Annotated in this window: 17 protein-coding genes and 1 tRNA gene; 1 reads left to right on the top strand and 17 read right to left on the bottom strand. The window is 60.1% G+C overall.

The window, feature by feature from the left end; translation table 11 throughout:
• Positions 1-21 precede the first annotated feature (21 nt).
• The 13 genes from nuoF to rlmE form a co-directional block, all read right to left on the bottom strand.
• Positions 22-1,350, bottom strand: coding sequence for an NADH-quinone oxidoreductase subunit NuoF (nuoF, locus tag L0962_RS16005; protein ID WP_234087472.1), 1,329 nt, complete (start codon positions 1,348-1,350; stop codon positions 22-24).
• Positions 1,350-1,823 carry an NADH-quinone oxidoreductase subunit NuoE gene (gene nuoE / locus L0962_RS16000; RefSeq protein ID WP_234087471.1) on the bottom strand — a complete coding sequence of 158 codons (474 nt, stop codon included), beginning with the start codon at positions 1,821-1,823 and terminating at the stop codon, positions 1,350-1,352. The genes nuoF and nuoE overlap by 1 nt, the downstream gene beginning before the upstream one ends.
• On the bottom strand, positions 1,823-3,076 hold the full coding sequence (locus tag L0962_RS15995) for an NADH-quinone oxidoreductase subunit D (RefSeq protein WP_234087470.1): 1,254 nt from the start codon (positions 3,074-3,076) through the stop codon (positions 1,823-1,825). The genes nuoE and L0962_RS15995 overlap by 1 nt, the downstream gene beginning before the upstream one ends.
• Positions 3,069-3,674: an NADH-quinone oxidoreductase subunit C gene (locus tag L0962_RS15990; protein ID WP_234087469.1), complete on the bottom strand. Its 606-nt coding sequence runs from the start codon at positions 3,672-3,674 to the stop codon at positions 3,069-3,071. Before L0962_RS15990 ends, L0962_RS15995 begins: the two co-directional genes overlap by 8 nt.
• A 19-nt stretch (positions 3,675-3,693) precedes the next feature.
• Positions 3,694-4,170, bottom strand: coding sequence for an NADH-quinone oxidoreductase subunit B family protein (locus L0962_RS15985; protein ID WP_121457681.1), 477 nt, complete (start codon positions 4,168-4,170; stop codon positions 3,694-3,696).
• A gap of 9 nt (positions 4,171-4,179) precedes the next feature.
• Positions 4,180-4,554 (bottom strand): NADH-quinone oxidoreductase subunit A, encoded by a 375-nt coding sequence (gene ndhC, locus L0962_RS15980; protein WP_234087468.1) that lies wholly within the window; start codon positions 4,552-4,554, stop codon positions 4,180-4,182.
• Between the two features lie 65 nt (positions 4,555-4,619).
• Positions 4,620-4,704, bottom strand: a tRNA-Leu gene (locus L0962_RS15975).
• A 53-nt stretch (positions 4,705-4,757) separates the two neighbouring features.
• Positions 4,758-5,129, bottom strand: a complete 372-nt coding sequence (gene secG, locus L0962_RS15970; protein WP_234087467.1) for a preprotein translocase subunit SecG — start codon at positions 5,127-5,129, stop codon at positions 4,758-4,760.
• Positions 5,130-5,145: 16 nt separating this feature from the next.
• Positions 5,146-5,895, bottom strand: coding sequence for a triose-phosphate isomerase (gene tpiA, locus L0962_RS15965; RefSeq protein ID WP_234087466.1), 750 nt, complete (start codon positions 5,893-5,895; stop codon positions 5,146-5,148).
• 68 nt (positions 5,896-5,963) lie between these two features.
• Complete coding sequence (gene glmM, locus L0962_RS15960; protein ID WP_234087465.1) at positions 5,964-7,322, bottom strand: phosphoglucosamine mutase; 1,359 nt, start codon at positions 7,320-7,322, stop codon at positions 5,964-5,966.
• A gap of 2 nt (positions 7,323-7,324) precedes the next feature.
• Positions 7,325-8,158: a dihydropteroate synthase gene (folP, locus tag L0962_RS15955; protein WP_234087464.1), complete on the bottom strand. Its 834-nt coding sequence runs from the start codon at positions 8,156-8,158 to the stop codon at positions 7,325-7,327.
• A 49-nt stretch (positions 8,159-8,207) separates the two neighbouring features.
• Positions 8,208-10,088: an ATP-dependent zinc metalloprotease FtsH gene (ftsH, locus tag L0962_RS15950; protein WP_301332270.1), complete on the bottom strand. Its 1,881-nt coding sequence runs from the start codon at positions 10,086-10,088 to the stop codon at positions 8,208-8,210.
• A 56-nt stretch (positions 10,089-10,144) separates the two neighbouring features.
• Positions 10,145-10,762 carry a 23S rRNA (uridine(2552)-2'-O)-methyltransferase RlmE gene (gene rlmE, locus L0962_RS15945; protein WP_234087463.1) on the bottom strand — a complete coding sequence of 206 codons (618 nt, stop codon included), beginning with the start codon at positions 10,760-10,762 and terminating at the stop codon, positions 10,145-10,147.
• Between the two features lie 35 nt (positions 10,763-10,797).
• Between rlmE and L0962_RS15940 the strand changes: the two genes are divergently transcribed.
• On the top strand, positions 10,798-11,151 hold the full coding sequence (locus L0962_RS15940; protein WP_234087462.1) for a YhbY family RNA-binding protein: 354 nt from the start codon (positions 10,798-10,800) through the stop codon (positions 11,149-11,151).
• Here L0962_RS15940 and L0962_RS15935 read toward each other — a convergent pair whose 3' ends face one another.
• From L0962_RS15935 to carA, 4 genes are all read right to left on the bottom strand, one after another.
• Positions 11,152-11,613 (bottom strand): DUF4149 domain-containing protein, encoded by a 462-nt coding sequence (locus L0962_RS15935; RefSeq protein WP_234087461.1) that lies wholly within the window; start codon positions 11,611-11,613, stop codon positions 11,152-11,154.
• A 4-nt stretch (positions 11,614-11,617) separates the two neighbouring features.
• A complete protein-coding gene (gene greA / locus L0962_RS15930; protein WP_234087460.1) occupies positions 11,618-12,094 on the bottom strand; it encodes a transcription elongation factor GreA in 477 nt (158 codons plus the stop codon).
• A gap of 64 nt (positions 12,095-12,158) precedes the next feature.
• Positions 12,159-15,365, bottom strand: coding sequence for a carbamoyl-phosphate synthase large subunit (gene carB / locus L0962_RS15925; RefSeq protein ID WP_234087459.1), 3,207 nt, complete (start codon positions 15,363-15,365; stop codon positions 12,159-12,161).
• Positions 15,366-15,386: 21 nt separating this feature from the next.
• The gene (gene carA / locus L0962_RS15920) at positions 15,387-16,541 is read right to left on the bottom strand and encodes a glutamine-hydrolyzing carbamoyl-phosphate synthase small subunit (RefSeq protein WP_234087585.1); all 1,155 of its coding nucleotides are present in this window, start codon (positions 16,539-16,541) and stop codon (positions 15,387-15,389) included.
• Positions 16,542-16,652 lie beyond the last annotated feature (111 nt).

Here is a 16,652-nt window from a genome sequence, read left to right as displayed (position 1 = left end):
GTTTCTTTGACAACCAGGCCGTCAGGCCGGAATCTTGTGGAAGCCGCTGCCGGCCCACTGCACGTCCTTCGGCACCAGACAGGTCTTGTGTTCGATGTGGTGCTCGAACTCCTTGCCGAAATGCTTGATGAAGCTTTGCACCGGGAAGGCTGCCGCGTCACCGAGCGCACAGATGGTACGACCGGCGATGTTGCCGAGCACGCTGTTGAGCAGATCCAGATCCTCCGGTTTGCCCTGACCGTTCTCGATGCGATGCACCACCTTGTACATCCACGCCGTTCCCTCACGGCAGGGCGTGCACTGGCCGCAGGATTCTTCGTGATAGAAGAACGACAAGCGCTCTAGCGCCTTGACCATGCACACCGTCTCGTCCATGACGATCACGGCACCGGAGCCGAGCATCGAACCCGCCTTGCTGATCGAGTCGTAATCCATCGTGCAATCCATGATCACCTCGGCCGGCAATACCGGCGCCGATGACCCACCAGGAATCACTGCCTTCAGCTTGCGTCCGCCTCTCATACCGCCGCACATTTCAAGCAGTTGTGCAAACGAGGTACCAAGCGGAATTTCGTAGTTACCCGGGCGATTGACATGGCCGGACACCGAGAACAGCTTGGTGCCGCCGTTGTTCGGCTTGCCCAGGTTGAGGAACTCCTCGCCGCCCATCTTCAGGATGAAGGGAATGGAGGCAAAGGTTTCCGTGTTGTTGATCGTCGTCGGCTTGCCGTACAGACCGAAGGAGGCCGGGAACGGCGGCTTGAAGCGCGGCTGGCCCTTCTTGCCTTCGATCGATTCGAGCAGCGCGGTTTCCTCGCCGCAGATGTAGGCACCGTAACCGTGGTGGGCGAACAACTCGAAGGAAAATTCGGTGCCAAGAATCTTCTGGCCCAGCAACCCGGCCGCGCGAGCCTCGTCTAGGGCTGCCTCAAAGCGCTGGTAGATTTCCCAGATTTCGCCGTGAACGTAGTTGTACCCGCGACTGGCACCCATCGCAAAGCCGGCAATAATCATTCCTTCGATGACCGCATGCGGGTTGTAGCGCATGATGTCACGGTCCTTGAAGGTCCCCGGCTCACCTTCGTCGGTGTTACAGACGACATACTTGTCACCCGGGAAGGAGCGCGGCATGAAGGACCACTTCAGTCCAGTCGGAAAACCCGCACCGCCCCGACCACGCAACGCGGATTTCTTGACCTCGCTGATCACGTCTTCCTGGGTCAGACCGGTTTGCAGGATGCGCTTCAGCTGCTCGTAACCGCCACGCGCGACGTAATCCTTCAGGTGCCAGCCGTCGTCACCGTTCAGACCGGCCATCAGGACCGGGTTGATTGCCCCCATCATGGCCATTATTTGCACTCCTCGAGCAGCTTGTCGATCTGTTCCGGATGCATGTGGCTGCACATCGAACGGTTATTGACGATGAACACCGGCGCATCGCCGCAGGCGCCCATGCACTCGCCTTCCTTCAGCGTGAATTTGCCATCGGCAGTGGTCTCGTTGTAGCCAATACCCAGCTTGTGCTGCAGATACTCGCCGGCGTGATAACCGCCGGAAAGCGCGCACGGCAGGTTGGTACAGACCGTGATCTTGTACTTGCCGAGCGGCTTGAGGTCGTACATGTTGTAGAACGAAGCGACCTCGTAGGCCGCGATCGGCGGCATACTGAGATAGTTGGCCACAGCCTCGATCGCCTCGGGTGGCAACCAGCCCTTTTCTTCCTGAGCATGAGCCAGACAGGCCATGACTGCGGACTGTTTCTGGTCGGCCGGATACTTGGCGACCTCGCGGGCAAATTTCTGTAGGGTTTCAGCGGAAAACATCAGCGGTCGATCTCGCCAAAAACAATATCCTGGGAGCCGATGATCGTAACGACGTCGGCCAGCATGTGCCCGGTCGCCATTTCATCCATGGCGGCCAGATGAGCGAAGCCCGGAGCACGAATCTTCATCCGGTATGGCTTGTTCGCGCCATCCGAGATGAAGTAGATACCGAATTCGCCCTTCGGATGTTCGACGGCCGCATAGGCTTCGCCCGGCGACACGTGAATCCCTTCGGTAAACAGCTTGAAATGGTGAATCAGCTCTTCCATGTTGGATTTCATGGATTCACGTTGCGGCGGTGCCACCTTGTGGTTGTCGGTGATCACCGGTCCCGGATTGGCACGCAGCCAAGCAATACACTGCTTCACGATGCGGTTCGACTGCAGCATCTCTTCCATGCGCACGAGGTAACGGTCGTAGCTGTCACCGTTAACGCCGACGGGCACGTCGAAATCGACTTTGTCATAAGCCGCATAGGGCTGCTTCTTGCGCAAATCCCATTCGATGCCAGAACCGCGCAGCATGGCACCGGTGAAACCCAGTTGCTTGGCACGCTCCGGACTGACGACACCAACATTGACCAGACGCTGCTTCCAGATGCGGTTATCTGTCAGCAGGGTGTGATATTCGGCATGATATTTCGGAAAACGCTCGGTGAAATTTTCCAGAAAATCCAGCAAGGAGCCGCCGCGATTCTCGTTCATGGCCTTGGCACGTGCAGCATTGGTCCAGGTCGATTCACGATATTGCGGCATGCGATCGGGCAGATCTCGATAGACACCGCCGGGCCGGTAGTAGGCTGCGTGCAGACGCGCCCCACAGACCGCCTCGTAGGCATCCATCAAATCTTCGCGCTCGCGGAAGGTATAAAGCGCCATGGTCATCGCACCGACGTCGAGCGCATGACAACCGATCCACAGCAGGTGGTTCAAGATGCGCGTGATTTCGTCGAACATCGTGCGGATGTACCTGCCGCGCTCTGGCACCTCAATCTGTAGCAGCTTCTCGACCGCCAGACAGTAGGCGTGCTCGTTGGACATCGTCGACACATAGTCGAGACGATCCATGTACGGCACTGACTGCACCCAGGTACGGGTCTCGGCAAGCTTTTCGGTACCCCGATGAAGCAGACCGATATGCGGGTCGGCACGCTGGACGACTTCGCCATCCAGCTCAAGCACGAGACGCAGTACGCCGTGCGCCGCCGGGTGCTGCGGACCGAAGTTGAGGGTGAAATTGCGGATATCAGCCATGTGCCGGATCCCCGTAGGTATCTTCGCGGACAATGCGCGGCGTGTTTTCACGCGGTTCAATGGTCACGGGCTGATAGACGACACGCCCCTGATCTGGGTCGTAACGCATCTCGACATGCCCGGAAATCGGGAAATCCTTGCGGAACGGGTGGCCGATAAAACCATAATCGGTCAGGATGCGACGAAGGTCTTCGTGACCGACGAAGGCAATCCCGAACAGGTCGAACGCCTCGCGCTCAAACCAGCCGGCACTGGTCCACACTGATGCGATCGAATCGACCGCCGGAAATTCATCGCTCTCGGCAAAAACACGCACCCGCAGACGCCGGTTGTGCGTCAGCGAGAGGAGATGAACAACCGCGGCAAAACGCTTACCCTGCCAGCCACCGGCACCGTAATCGGAATAATCGACCCCACACAGGTCGATCATCTCCTCGAAAGAGAATTCCGCTTCGTCACGCAGAGCCTGCATGATCGAAAGGTAATCAGCCGCAGCGACCTCTACGGTCAACTCGCCCAGAGCAAGCTTTTTCGACAGCAGCTTGTCCCCGAAACGATCCTGCAGTTGTTGGCTAAGCGCTTCCAGCTTGGCAGACATATGGGATCAGCCTCGAAATTTAGCGGGCAATGGTATTGGTGCGACGAATCTTGTTCTGCAGCTGGATAATGCCGTAGAGCAAGGCTTCGGCCGTCGGCGGACAGCCTGGCACATAGATGTCAACCGGCACGATACGGTCGCAGCCGCGCACCACCGAATAGGAATAATGATAATAGCCGCCACCATTGGCACAGGAGCCCATGGAAATGACCCAGCGCGGCTCGGCCATCTGGTCATACACCTTGCGCAGCGCCGGCGCCATCTTGTTGGTCAGCGTACCAGCGACGATCATCACGTCGGACTGCCGCGGACTGGGCCGGAAGACTACGCCGAAGCGATCAAGGTCGTAGCGCGAACAGCCGGCGTGAATCATCTCCACCGCGCAGCAAGCGAGACCGAAGGTCATCGGCCACATGGAGCCAGTACGCATGTAATTAATGAGCTTGTCAGCCGTCGTGGTGACAAAACCTTCCTGCAGGATTCCCTCAATGGCCATCTTGCGACCTCATTCCCATTCGAGCGCCCCCTTGGCCCAGGCATAGACATAGCCCACGGTCAGGATGGCAACGAAAACGATCATTTCGACGAAACCGAAAACCTTGATGGCATCGTTCGCCACGATATCCTTGAAGATCGTCGCCCAGGGGACCAGGAACGCAACTTCGAGATCGAAAAGAATGAAGAGGATAGCGACTAGGTAATAGCGCACATCAAACTTCATGCGCGCATCTTCGAAGGCCTCGAAGCCGCACTCATAGGGCGATAGCTTCTCGGCATCGGGCTTGCTGGGAGCAAGAATGAAACCCATTGCAACCGGCAGGACACCGACCGCAACCCCAACTAGCACGAACATCAGAATAGGAAAGTAGGTTTCCATCATCCGCCGCCAAATTGTCAGTTTTATTCGAGACGGCTCAAAAAAACGAACCACCCCAGTTAATTATTTGGTGCCGACGGCGAGACTCGAACTCGCACAGCTTGCGCCACTACCCCCTCAAGATAGCGTGTCTACCAATTTCACCACGTCGGCACTAATTTTCCGCCCTCCCGGAGAGGACCTATGACCGGGAAGACTCCTTGCGTTTACTTCGGAATGTCCTGCGCCTTCGAACCAGCAGCAGCCGGGCTCTTTGGCGCTTCACCAGCCGCAGGAGCCGCCGGCGAAACAGGCTGCGATTGTACAGAATCCTGCATCAGACTGCCAGACGTTTTTGGCTTTTGGGAGGCAATAAATGCAAGCGTCAGACTGGTGGCAAAAAACACGGCCGCCAGAACCGCCGTGGTTCGGCTGAGAAAATTCGCCGAGCCCGAGGCGCCAAACAGACTGCCGGACGCGCCACTACCGAACGCAGCCCCCATGTCCGCACCCTTGCCATGCTGCATTAGCACCAGACCAATGATGGCGAGCGCCACCAGAATGTGGACCGTCAATACGATGGAAAACAACCAGTTCATGTTCAATGCCTATCTATCAGTTTGCCGCACGGCAAATTGCCAAAAAATCCGTCGACTGCAGCGATGCCCCGCCAATCAGACCACCATCGATGTCCGGCTGCCCAAACAGCTCGGCAGCGTTCTGTGCCTTGACACTACCACCGTACAAAATACGCATGCCGGCCCCTAGGCCGGCATCACGCTCCGCCAACAAGGCGCGCATTGCAGCATGGACCCGCTGCGCCTGCTCCGGTGTTGCCGTAAGCCCCGTACCGATGGCCCAGACCGGCTCGTAAGCCACCACACCGGACGCAAATGCGTCAACGCCGACCTGGTCGAGCACCGCCTCCAATTGACGCGACACCACCGCCTCAGTCTCACCCCTCTCGCGCTGCACAAGGGTCTCGCCAACGCACAAGACGGGTATCAGCGCCGAGTCCACCAAGGCCCGAAACTTGGCAGCGACCCTTGCATCGTCATCGCCATAGAGACTACGCCGCTCCGAATGCCCGACCAATACATAGCGACAACCGAACTCGGCCAGCATTGCCGCTGAGACTTCGCCTGTGTAAGCACCAACCGCAAATTCGCTGACGTGCTGCGCCCCCAGCATTACCCGGCTCGACTGGAGAAGCTCTGCCACCTGAGCCAGATAGGGAAAAGGCGGGCAGACGACAACATCGCAGGAGACATCGCCAAGCCCGGCCAGCACATCAAGCAGCAATTGCCGATTTGCAGCAATGCTCCCATGCATTTTCCAGTTTCCCGCAACGATCTTACGGCGCATGCCCGGTGCTTCCGTTAGCCAAAACCACGGGATTATATCGGTCGCTGGTTTTCATGGTCAATCAACGTTCACCCTGCGGTGATTGCAGAGCGAACCGCACTGGCGATTGCCTCGGCCGCCTGCTGGACATCCTCCGCGGATTCACCCTCAACCATCACCCGTAGCAATGGCTCAGTACCGGACGGACGAAGCAGGACCCGCCCCCTGCCGGCAAGGTCCGCTTCGACTTTGTCGACCACCTGCGCAATCTCCCTGTTTTCACGCCACGGGAAGCCTCTGACGATAGGTACATTGATCAACTTCTGCGGATACAACACCAATTCGCCCAACAGATCTGCCAATGAGCCCCCCGACTCCCTGAGCGCGGCAAGCACCTGCAGGGCGGCCACAATACCGTCTCCGGTGCTGTGGCGATCGAGGGCAAGGATGTGGCCGGAATTCTCTCCGCCGTACAGCCAGCCTTTCTGCTGCAGCATCTCGACAACGTAGCGGTCACCGACGGCCGCCCGCGCAAACGGTACGCCGATCGCAGCCAATCCGTGTTCCAGCGCCAGATTGCTCATCAAGGTACCGACCACACCGGAAACCGGCGCATGGCGGGCACGTGAGCGGACGATCGCATAAAGCAACTGATCTCCGTCATACAAGCCCCCCTCCGAATCGACCATCTGCAGGCGATCGGCGTCGCCATCAAGCGCCACCCCGAGATCGGCACAGTGTGCGACCACCGCTTCACGCAAGGCTGCCGGCGCCGTTGCGCCAAAACCGGCATTGATGTTCAGGCCGTTCGGCTGGGCCCCGATAGCGACAACATCGGCCCCCAGTTCGTGAAAGACATCGGCGGCAATGTGATAGGCCGCTCCATGTGCCGAATCGACGACAATTTTGAGGCCGCGCAAATCAAAATCGTTAGGGAAGGTACTTTTACAGAACTCGATGTAACGACCGCGCGCATCATCGATCCGCCGGGCACGACCAATGGCCTCCGGCGGCACACAGTCCATCGGCGCATCGATTCCAGTCTCGATCGCGGCCTCGACCTCATCCGGCAACTTGGTTCCCGCTGCCGAGAAAAACTTGATCCCGTTATCCTGATACGGATTGTGCGAAGCAGAAATCACGATTCCCGCCTGCAACCGTAAAGCGCGCGTCAGATAAGCAACCGCCGGTGTTGGCATCGGACCGACCAGGCACACGTCGACACCGGCTGCAGCAAACCCGGCTTCCAGGGCGGACTCCAGCATGTAGCCTGAAACCCGCGTGTCTTTTCCAATCAACACGGTCGGCCGCTCGCCAGCCGGCATCAAACAGCGCTGCGCCAGCACACGCCCTGCCGAGTAGCCAAGACGCATCACAAAATCCGGCGTGATTGGCGCCTCACCGACCCGCCCACGAACGCCATCGGTACCGAAATATTTTCTCCCCATCGTCAATCTCCTTGTTCTATTGCCGACCACACCGCCAGTGCGTCCCGCGTTGCCGCCACATCATGAACGCGCAGGATGGCAGCCCCCTTCATCGCAGCCAGCAAGGCAGCGGAGACACTGGCAACCTGACGGCATTCAACAGGCTGGCCGGTAATCTGCCCGAGCATGGTCTTGCGCGACACCCCGACCAGCAACGGCAAGCCGCACCAGATATCTGCGGTCAACGCGCGAAACAACGCAATATTGTGCTCCAGCGTCTTGCCAAAACCGAACCCCGGATCGACCAGCAGACGATCGCGAGCGATTCCCGCCTGTCGGCAGCGATCAACGACACTCCCCAGAAAGCTGCTGACCTCGGCCACCACATCGCCATAAGCCGGCGAGGACTGCATTGTTCCGGGCCGCCCCTGCATGTGCATCACGCACACGGCACAATCACTATCAATCACAGCATCCACAGCCCCCGGCTCGGTCAAGGCGCAGATGTCATTGATCATCGCGGCGCCAGCCTTGATAGCGGCCCGCATGACACGGGGCTTGTAGGTATCGACCGAGACCGGCACGCCCCAGCGGGTAACTTCCGCCAGTACCGGTATCAAGCGCCGCAACTCTTCGTCTTCGGGGGTCGGAATCGCCCCGGGACGAGAGGACTCGGCGCCGATGTCAAGAATCTCGGCGCCTTCCTTCAATTGTTCCTCGGCATGGGCTATCGCTCTGGCGACATCCGTCGCCAGACCATCACCGGAAAACGAATCCGGGGTCAGATTGACGATACCCATCAGTAGCGGACGACTCAGCTCGAGTTCGTAACCAGCGCAGCGCAGAACAGGGGGCATGAAATGAAAACCGGGAGCAGAAGCCCCCGGAAAATGAATCGGTATTGGATCAGGCCGTCGCTGGTGCGCTGGGTTCGGCGCCCGAGGCACTATCGGAAGGCGGCGGCGAAATCGAGGAAGGCGACGGCTTCGGCGGCCTCGGCGGCTTGCCGGCCATGATGTCATCGATCTGCTCGGCGTCGATGGTTTCCCACTCGAGCAACGCCTTGGTCATCGCCTCGACCTTGTCCCTGTTTTCATCCAGCAGGCGGCGGGCCAGCCCGTACTGTTCATCGAGAATACGGCTGATTTCCGCATCGACCTTCTGCATCGTCGCTTCCGAGACATTCTTGTGTTGGGTCACAGAGCGGCCGAGAAATACCTCACCCTCGTTTTCGCCGTACACCATCACACCAAGTTCCGACATCCCGTAACGCGTCACCATGTCACGCGCCATCGAAGTCGCACGCTCGAAGTCGTTCGACGCCCCCGTGGTCATCTGATTCATGAACAGTTCTTCGGCAATACGTCCACCGAAGAGAACAGCAATGCGCGACAGCAGGTACTGCTTGTCGTAAGCGTAACGATCCTGTTCCGGCAATTGCATGGTCAGCCCCAGGGCGCGACCACGCGGAATAATCGTGACCTTATGTACCGGATCGGACTTCGGCACCAGCTTGGCCACGACGGCATGGCCGGACTCGTGGTAGGCCGTGTTCATCTTCTCTTCTTCGGTCATCACCATGCTGCGACGCTCTGCGCCCATCATGATCTTGTCCTTGGCCATCTCGAAGTCGTCCATGTCCACCAGACGCTTGTTCCGACGGGCAGCAAACAACGCGGCTTCGTTGACCAGGTTGGCCAGATCCGCGCCGGAGAAGCCCGGGGTACCACGCGCGATCACATCAGCCTTGACGTCCCCGGCAATGGGCACCTTGCGCATATGCACCTTGAGAATTTCCTCACGACCGCGGATGTCCGGCAACGGCACGACGACCTGACGGTCGAAGCGGCCCGGACGCAGCAGCGCCGGATCGAGGATATCCGGACGGTTGGTGGCGGCGATGACGATGATGCCGGTGTGGCCTTCGAAGCCATCCATCTCGACCAGCAGCTGATTCAAGGTCTGTTCGCGTTCGTCGTTGCCACCACCCAGGCCTGCGCCGCGATGGCGACCGACGGCGTCGATTTCATCGATGAAGATGATGCACGGCGCATGCTTCTTGGCGTTTTCGAACATGTCGCGGACACGCGCCGCACCGACACCGACGAACATTTCCACGAAATCGGAGCCAGAGATCGAAAAGAACGGCACCTTGGCCTCGCCGGCAATTGCCTTGGCCAGCAGGGTCTTGCCGGTCCCCGGGTTGCCGACCATCAGCACGCCTTTGGGAATGCGGCCACCGAGTTTCTGGAATTTGGAGGGATCGCGCAGAAAGTCGACCAACTCCTGGACTTCTTCCTTGGCCTCGTCGCAACCGGCAACGTCGGCAAACGTCAGGTTGTTCTGGTTTTCGTCCATCATCCGGGCCCGCGACTTGCCGAACGAGAAAGCCCCGCCCTTGCCGCCGCCCTGCATCTGGCGCATGAAGAAGACCCAGACACCGATCAGCAGCAGCATCGGGAACCAGCTGACGAAGATGTTCATCAGGAAGGACGGTTCTTCTTCCGGCTTGGCCTCGACCTTGACGCCATTCTTCAGCAGGTCCGAAACCAGCCACAGATCGGGCGGCGCGTAGGTCGTCATGCGCCGGCCTTCGGTCGTCGTCGCCTTCAGCGTACGACCTTCCATGACCACCTTGGTGATCTTGCCTTGCTTGACCTCGTCGAGGAACTGGGAATACTCGACGGAGCCGGGAGCGACCTGCCGGGAATTGAACTGATTGAAGATCGTCATCAGCACCAGGCCAATGACCATCCAGATCGCGAGATTTTTGAACATGTTGTTCAAGCGGGCTCTCCTTTGACTGCGTCGAGCGACAAAAATGCCATTCTAAACAAAATCGGTCAGCGCAAGTTGCGACCGAGCAGGTAAATCTCGGGACTGCGGTCACGCGAGGCGTCCGGCTTGCGTACCGCAACCGTCCTGAAGGTCTCGCGCATCGCCTTGACGAAGCTTTCGTAATCGCTGCCCTGAAAAACTTTGACCAGAAAAGCGCCATCCGGTTTCAAATGCGCCCGCGAAAACTCCAGTCCAAGCTCGGCCAGATGCATCACACGCGCCTGATCGACCAAGGGCACACCGGACATATTGGGGGCCATGTCCGACATTACAAGCCCCACCCGGCGATCGCCGAGGAGCGCTTCGAGCTGTTCGAGCACATCGTCTTCGCGGAAATCCCCCTGGATGAAATGCACACCGTGGATCGGCGCCATCTCCAGCAGATCGAGCGCGAACACCAAACCCTCGCTCCCCACCCGCTCTACCGCAACCTGCGACCAGCCGCCGGGGGTTGCGCCAAGGTCGACGACCACTTCACCGCGCCTGAGCAGTTTGTCCTTGTCGTCGATCTCCATCAGTTTGAACGCGGCGCGTGAGCGCCAGCCTTCTTTTCTGGCAAGCTGGACGTAAGGATCGTTCACATGTTCCCGCATCCATGCCTTGCTGGTTCTGGTTCGCTTCATTCTTCGGTAAAATGCCGTTTTTGAAAGGTTTTTAAATGCCGCAACTGAATTCCGCCCAGGTCCGCGAACTGCGCGCCCAGGCCCATGGTCTGAATCCCGTCGTTTCGATTTCGGAGAATGGTCTCACCGATGCCGTCCTGCGGGAAATCGATCTGTCGCTCAAGGCGCACGAACTGATCAAGATTCGTGTTTATGGCGACAGTCGCGATGACCGCCTGGCCTACCTCGAGCGCATCTGCCAGGAACTCGACGCCGCGCCGGTCCAGCACATCGGCAAATTGCTGGTCGTATTCCGGGAAAATCCCGAAAAAGCTGCGGTCGACCGCAAGAATGCACAAAAACCCCGGGCCGCCGGACCGCGGCGTACCAAGCGCAGCTTCCAGGGCTGATCAGCGCAGCCCGCGCCCGCTCCAGATCACCAGCCACAAACCCAGCAGGCTCTGCACCAGGTAGAGCACGCTGGACACGCCGTGCCAGGTGGCGAAGCGGTCGCGCAGAACGCTCTCCATGACCTCGCGCGGCAAGGCCTGCAATTTCAGTTGCTCCATCAGCGGCTGGATGCCGAACAACTGGACGGCCGCCATCGCCGCCATGACCAGCGCCAGCCAGAACACCGCACGCTTGAGGAAGGCCGCCCCCCAACGTCCGACCAGGAACACCGCCAAATAAGCGGCGGCGCCCAGACCGATCCAGCCGATCAGCGTAAACAGGCGTCCGGCCATCTGGCCGGCCAGTTGCCGGTCACCGAGATGGGCAAACAGCACCGGCGCCACGAGGTAACCGACGACCCACAGGCCGCCGACCCAGAGGGTGATGGCAATCAGATAAAGGGCTTCGGCGACGCGACGCATCGGCTCACTCGTAACGAACGTCGATGATTTCGTACTCACGCATCCCGCCCGGCGCCTGAACCTGAGCGATGTCACCGGCGTACTTGCCGATCAGCGCGCGAGCGACCGGCGAATTGACCGAAATCTTGCCGACCTTGATGTCAGCCTCGTCTTCGCCGACGATCTGGTACGTCACGGTATCGCCGGAATCCTGATCCTCCATCTCGACCGTGGCGCCAAAAACGCAGCGACCATCGGCATCGAGCAGTTTCGGATCGATGATCTGGGCATTCGACAACTTGCCTTCGACCTCCTGGATGCGCCCTTCGATGAAGCCTTGGCGCTCCTTGGCGGCATCGTATTCGGCGTTTTCGGAGAGATCGCCGTGCGAACGCGCTTCGGCGATCGCCGCGATGACGCTCGGACGGTCGACCGTCTTCAGGCGATGCAATTCCTCGCGCAGCTTCTCGGCACCGATTACGGTCAACGGAATTTTGTTCATGGTTTTCCTGCCAAAGGAAAACCGCCGGTGCCCGAGCGGGGCAACCCGGCGGTTCGGGTTGGTCTTAGTGCAACTGTGCGTGCAGCGCCTGGATCGGATATACCACGAGTCCACCCAGATGGCGAATGCCTTCGGCGGCCGCTTCGGCACCCCAGATCGTCGTGTACATCGTCACCCGGGCCTGCAGGCCGGAGGTCCGGATCGAACGCGAGTCGTTGATCGCCCCGCGCTTTTCCTCGACGGTGTTGATGATCAGCGCAATCTCGTTGTTCTTGATCATGTCGACGATGTGCGGACGCCCTTCGGTCACCTTGTTGACCGGCTGCACCGGCAGGCCAGCCGCCTCGATGGCGTGCGCAGTACCGCGCGTGGCGACCAGCTGGAAGCCGGCTTCGTGCAGGTGACGGGCGATCTCGACCGCCTTCTGCTTGTCGCTGTCCTTGACCGACAGGAAGACCTTGCCTGAAACCGGGAGCTTGACGCCAGCGGCCAGCTGCGACTTGACGAAGGCTTCGGCGAAGGTCGTGCCAACGCCCATGACTTCGCCGGTCGACTTCATTTCCGGGCCAAGAATGGTGTCGACCCCGGGGAACTTGACGAAGGGGAAGACGGCTTCCTTGACCGAGTAGTAAGGCGGCACGACTTCCTTGGTGATGCCCTGGGCCTTCAGGCTCTGACCGGCCATGCAGCGGGCAGCGATCTTGGCCAGCTGCAGCCCGGTCGCCTTGGAGACGTAAGGCACGGTACGCGAGGCGCGCGGATTGACTTCGAGCACGTAGACGTCGTTGTCCTTGATCGCGAACTGCACGTTCATCAGACCGCAGACGTTGAGCGCCTTGGCCATCAGCTTGGTCTGGCGGCGCAGTTCGTCCTGGACGGCGGCCGACAGCGAGTACGGCGGCAGCGAGCAGGCCGAATCGCCAGAGTGCACGCCAGCCTGTTCGATGTGTTCCATGACGCCGCCGATGATCACTTCCTCGCCATCGGACAGCGCATCGACGTCACATTCGACGGCGTCGTTCAGGAAGCGGTCGAGCAGCACCGGCGAATCGTTGGAGACCTTGACCGCTTCGCGCATGTAGCGCTCGAGGTCCTTCTGCTCATGGACGATTTCCATGGCCCGGCCGCCGAGCACGTAGGACGGACGGACGACCAGCGGATAGCCGATTTCCTGCGCCAGACGCAGTGCATCTTCCTCGGTGCGGGCGGTACGGTTGGGCGGCTGCTTCAAGCCGAGGTCGTGCAGCAGCTTCTGGAAGCGCTCACGGTCTTCGGCGATGTCGATCGATTCCGGCGTCGTGCCGATGATCGGCACGCCATTGGCTTCCAGCGCCAGCGCCAGCTTGAGCGGGGTCTGGCCGCCGTACTGGACGATGACGCCGACCGGCTTCTCGATGGCGCAGATTTCCAGCACGTCTTCCAGCGTCAGTGGCTCGAAGTACAGGCGATCCGAGGTGTCGTAGTCGGTGGACACCGTTTCCGGGTTGCAGTTGACCATGATCGTCTCGTACCCGTCTTCGCGCATCGCCATCGCGGCATGCACGCAACAGTAATCGAACTCGATGCCCTGGCCGATGCGGTTCGGACCGCCGCCCAGGACCATGATCTTCTTCTTGTCGGTCGGCTGCGCTTCGCACTCCTCGTCGTAAGTCGAGTAGAGGTAGGCGGTGCCGGTCGAAAACTCGGCAGCGCAGGTGTCGACGCGCTTGTACACCGGACGCACGCCAAGGGCGTGGCGGCGGGCGCGGAATTCGGACTCGCTGGTCTTCAAGAGGTAGGCCAGACGACGATCGGCAAAGCCCTTCTGCTTCAGGAAGCGCAGCTCTTCGGCGGTCAACGACGAAAATTCGCGTTTTTCCACGGCCAGTTCGAGATCGACGATCTCCTTGATCTGGGTGAGGAACCACGGATCGATCTTGGTCAGTTCGAAGACGCGCTCGACCGACATGCCGATGCCGAAGGCGTCGGCGACGTACCACAGGCGATCCGGCGACGGACGGGCGAGTTGCTCGTCGATGGTTTCCGGATCGACCGACTTCAGGTTGAAGCCATCGACACCGACTTCCAGACCGCGCAGGGCTTTCTGCAGCGATTCCTGGAAGGTGCGGCCCATGGCCATCACTTCGCCGACCGACTTCATCTGCGTGGTCAGCGTCGAATCGGCCTGCGGGAACTTCTCGAAGGCGAAACGCGGCACCTTGGTGACGACGTAGTCGATCGACGGCTCGAACGACGCCGGCGTCTTGCCGCCGGTGATGTCGTTGGCCAGCTCGTCGAGCGTGTAGCCGACGGCCAGCTTGGCGGCGATCTTGGCGATCGGAAAGCCGGTGGCCTTGGAGGCCAGCGCCGAGGAACGCGAGACGCGCGGGTTCATTTCGATAACGATGCAGCGACCATCCTTCGGATTGATCGAGAACTGCACGTTGGAACCACCGGTATCGACGCCGATTTCGCGCAGCACGGCGATCGAGGCGTTGCGCAGCAGCTGGTATTCCTTGTCGGTCAGCGTCTGCGCCGGCGCGACGGTGATCGAGTCGCCGGTGTGCACGCCCATCGGGTCGAGGTTCTCGATGGAACAGACGATGATGCAGTTGTCCGCCTTGTCGCGGACCACTTCCATCTCGTATTCCTTCCAGCCGAGCAGCGATTCTTCGATCAGCAGCTCGTTGGTCGGCGATGCTTCAAGACCTCGCTTGCAGATGGTCTCGAACTCTTCCATGTTGTAGGCGATACCGCCGCCCGTGCCACCCAGCGTGAAGGACGGGCGGATGATGGTCGGGAAGCCGATGGCAGCCTGCACCTGGTAGGCCTCTTCCATGCTGTGCGCGGTCGCCGAACGGGCGGAACCGAGACCGATCTTGGTCATCGCGTCCTTGAACTTCTGGCGGTCCTCGGCCTTGTCGATGGCTTCCTTGGACGCACCGATCAGCTCGACGCCGAACTTGGCCAGGACGCCTTCACGGTCGAGGTCGAGCGCGCAGTTCAGCGCGGTCTGGCCGCCCATGGTCGGCAGCAGCGCGTCCGGACGTTCCTTCTCGATGATCTTGGCGACGACCTGCCAGGTGATCGGCTCGATGTAGGTGACGTCGGCCATTTCCGGGTCGGTCATGATCGTCGCCGGGTTGGAGTTCACCAGGATGACCTTGTAACCCTCTTCACGCAGGGCCTTGCAGGCCTGCGCACCGGAATAGTCGAATTCACAGGCCTGGCCGATGATGATCGGGCCGGCGCCAATGATCAGAACACTCTTGATGTCTGTACGTTTCGGCATCGTTATCTCTCTCTGTGCCGCTTATTGCGCGTTGTTGAGCGCAGCCACGCCGCGCGTCATGGTGTCGAGGAAGCGATCGAACAGGTAGGCCACGTCGTGCGGGCCGGGGCTGGCTTCCGGGTGCCCCTGGAAGGAGAAGGCCGGCACATCGGTGCGGGCGATCCCTTGCAACGAGCCGTCGAACAACGAAACGTGCGTGGCCCGGAGATTTTCCGGCAGGGAATCGGCGTCGACCGCAAAACCATGATTCTGACTGGTGATCAGCACCTGGCCGGTGTCCATGTCCTTGACCGGATGGTTGGCACCGTGGTGGCCGAACTTCATCTTCAGCGTCCTGGCGCCGGACGCCAGACCAAGCAACTGGTGGCCCAGACAGATGCCGAAGATCGGCACGCCACGCTCAAGGAGTTCACGAATGGCGGCAATTGCGTAATCGCAGGGCTCGGGATCACCGGGACCGTTGGACAGGAAAACGCCGTCCGGCTTCATTGCCAGCACATCGGCCGCCGGCGTCTGCGCCGGCACGACGGTCAGGCGGCAGCCACGCTCGGCCAGCATGCGCAGGATGTTGTGCTTGACGCCGAAATCATAGGCGACCACATGGAAACGGGTGTCGCCAACAGATTTGTAGCCGCCTTCGAGCGCCCATTCGGTCTGCGTCCAGTCGAAGCGCTGCTTCGCCGAAACGACCTTGGCCAGATCCATCCCGGCCAAACCGGGGAAAGCGCGCGCCATGGCCAGCGCCTTGGTCTGGTCGGCATCCGCACCGGTCAGGATACAACCGGCCTGCGCCCCCTTTTCCCGCAGGATGCGGGTCAGCTTGCGTGTATCGATGCCGGCAATGGCGACGATGCCGTGCTTCTTCAGATAGGAACCGAGGTCATCCTCGCTACGCCAGCTCGATGCGCAGCGCGGCAGATCCTTGATGACCAGACCGGCCGCATAATTGGCGCCCGACTCGAAGTCTTCGGCATTACAACCGGTATTGCCGATGTGCGGATAGGTCAGCGTGACGATCTGGCGGCAATAGGAAGGATCGGTAAGAATTTCCTGGTAGCCGGACATCGCGGTGTTGAAAACGACTTCACCACTGGTGACGCCGTCGGCGCCGATGGATTGGCCCTTGAAAACCGTCCCGTCGGCGAGGGCGAGGATGGCGGGTGTGAATGAGGGCAGCAGCGACACGTCGGCTCTCCTGTTATTTTCTGCTTATTCATGTGCCAAGCGGGAAGGCTCTCGCCTCCCCGCTTGTGCAATTTCAAACCCTACTATTTTAGCCGAAAAGGG

This window comes from Azonexus sp. R2A61, assembly GCF_021401135.1.
Classification (GTDB): Bacteria; Pseudomonadota; Gammaproteobacteria; order Burkholderiales; family Rhodocyclaceae; genus Azonexus.
The sequence above is the reverse complement of the archived record's forward strand: the minus strand, read 5'-3'. Positions and strand labels throughout refer to the sequence as shown.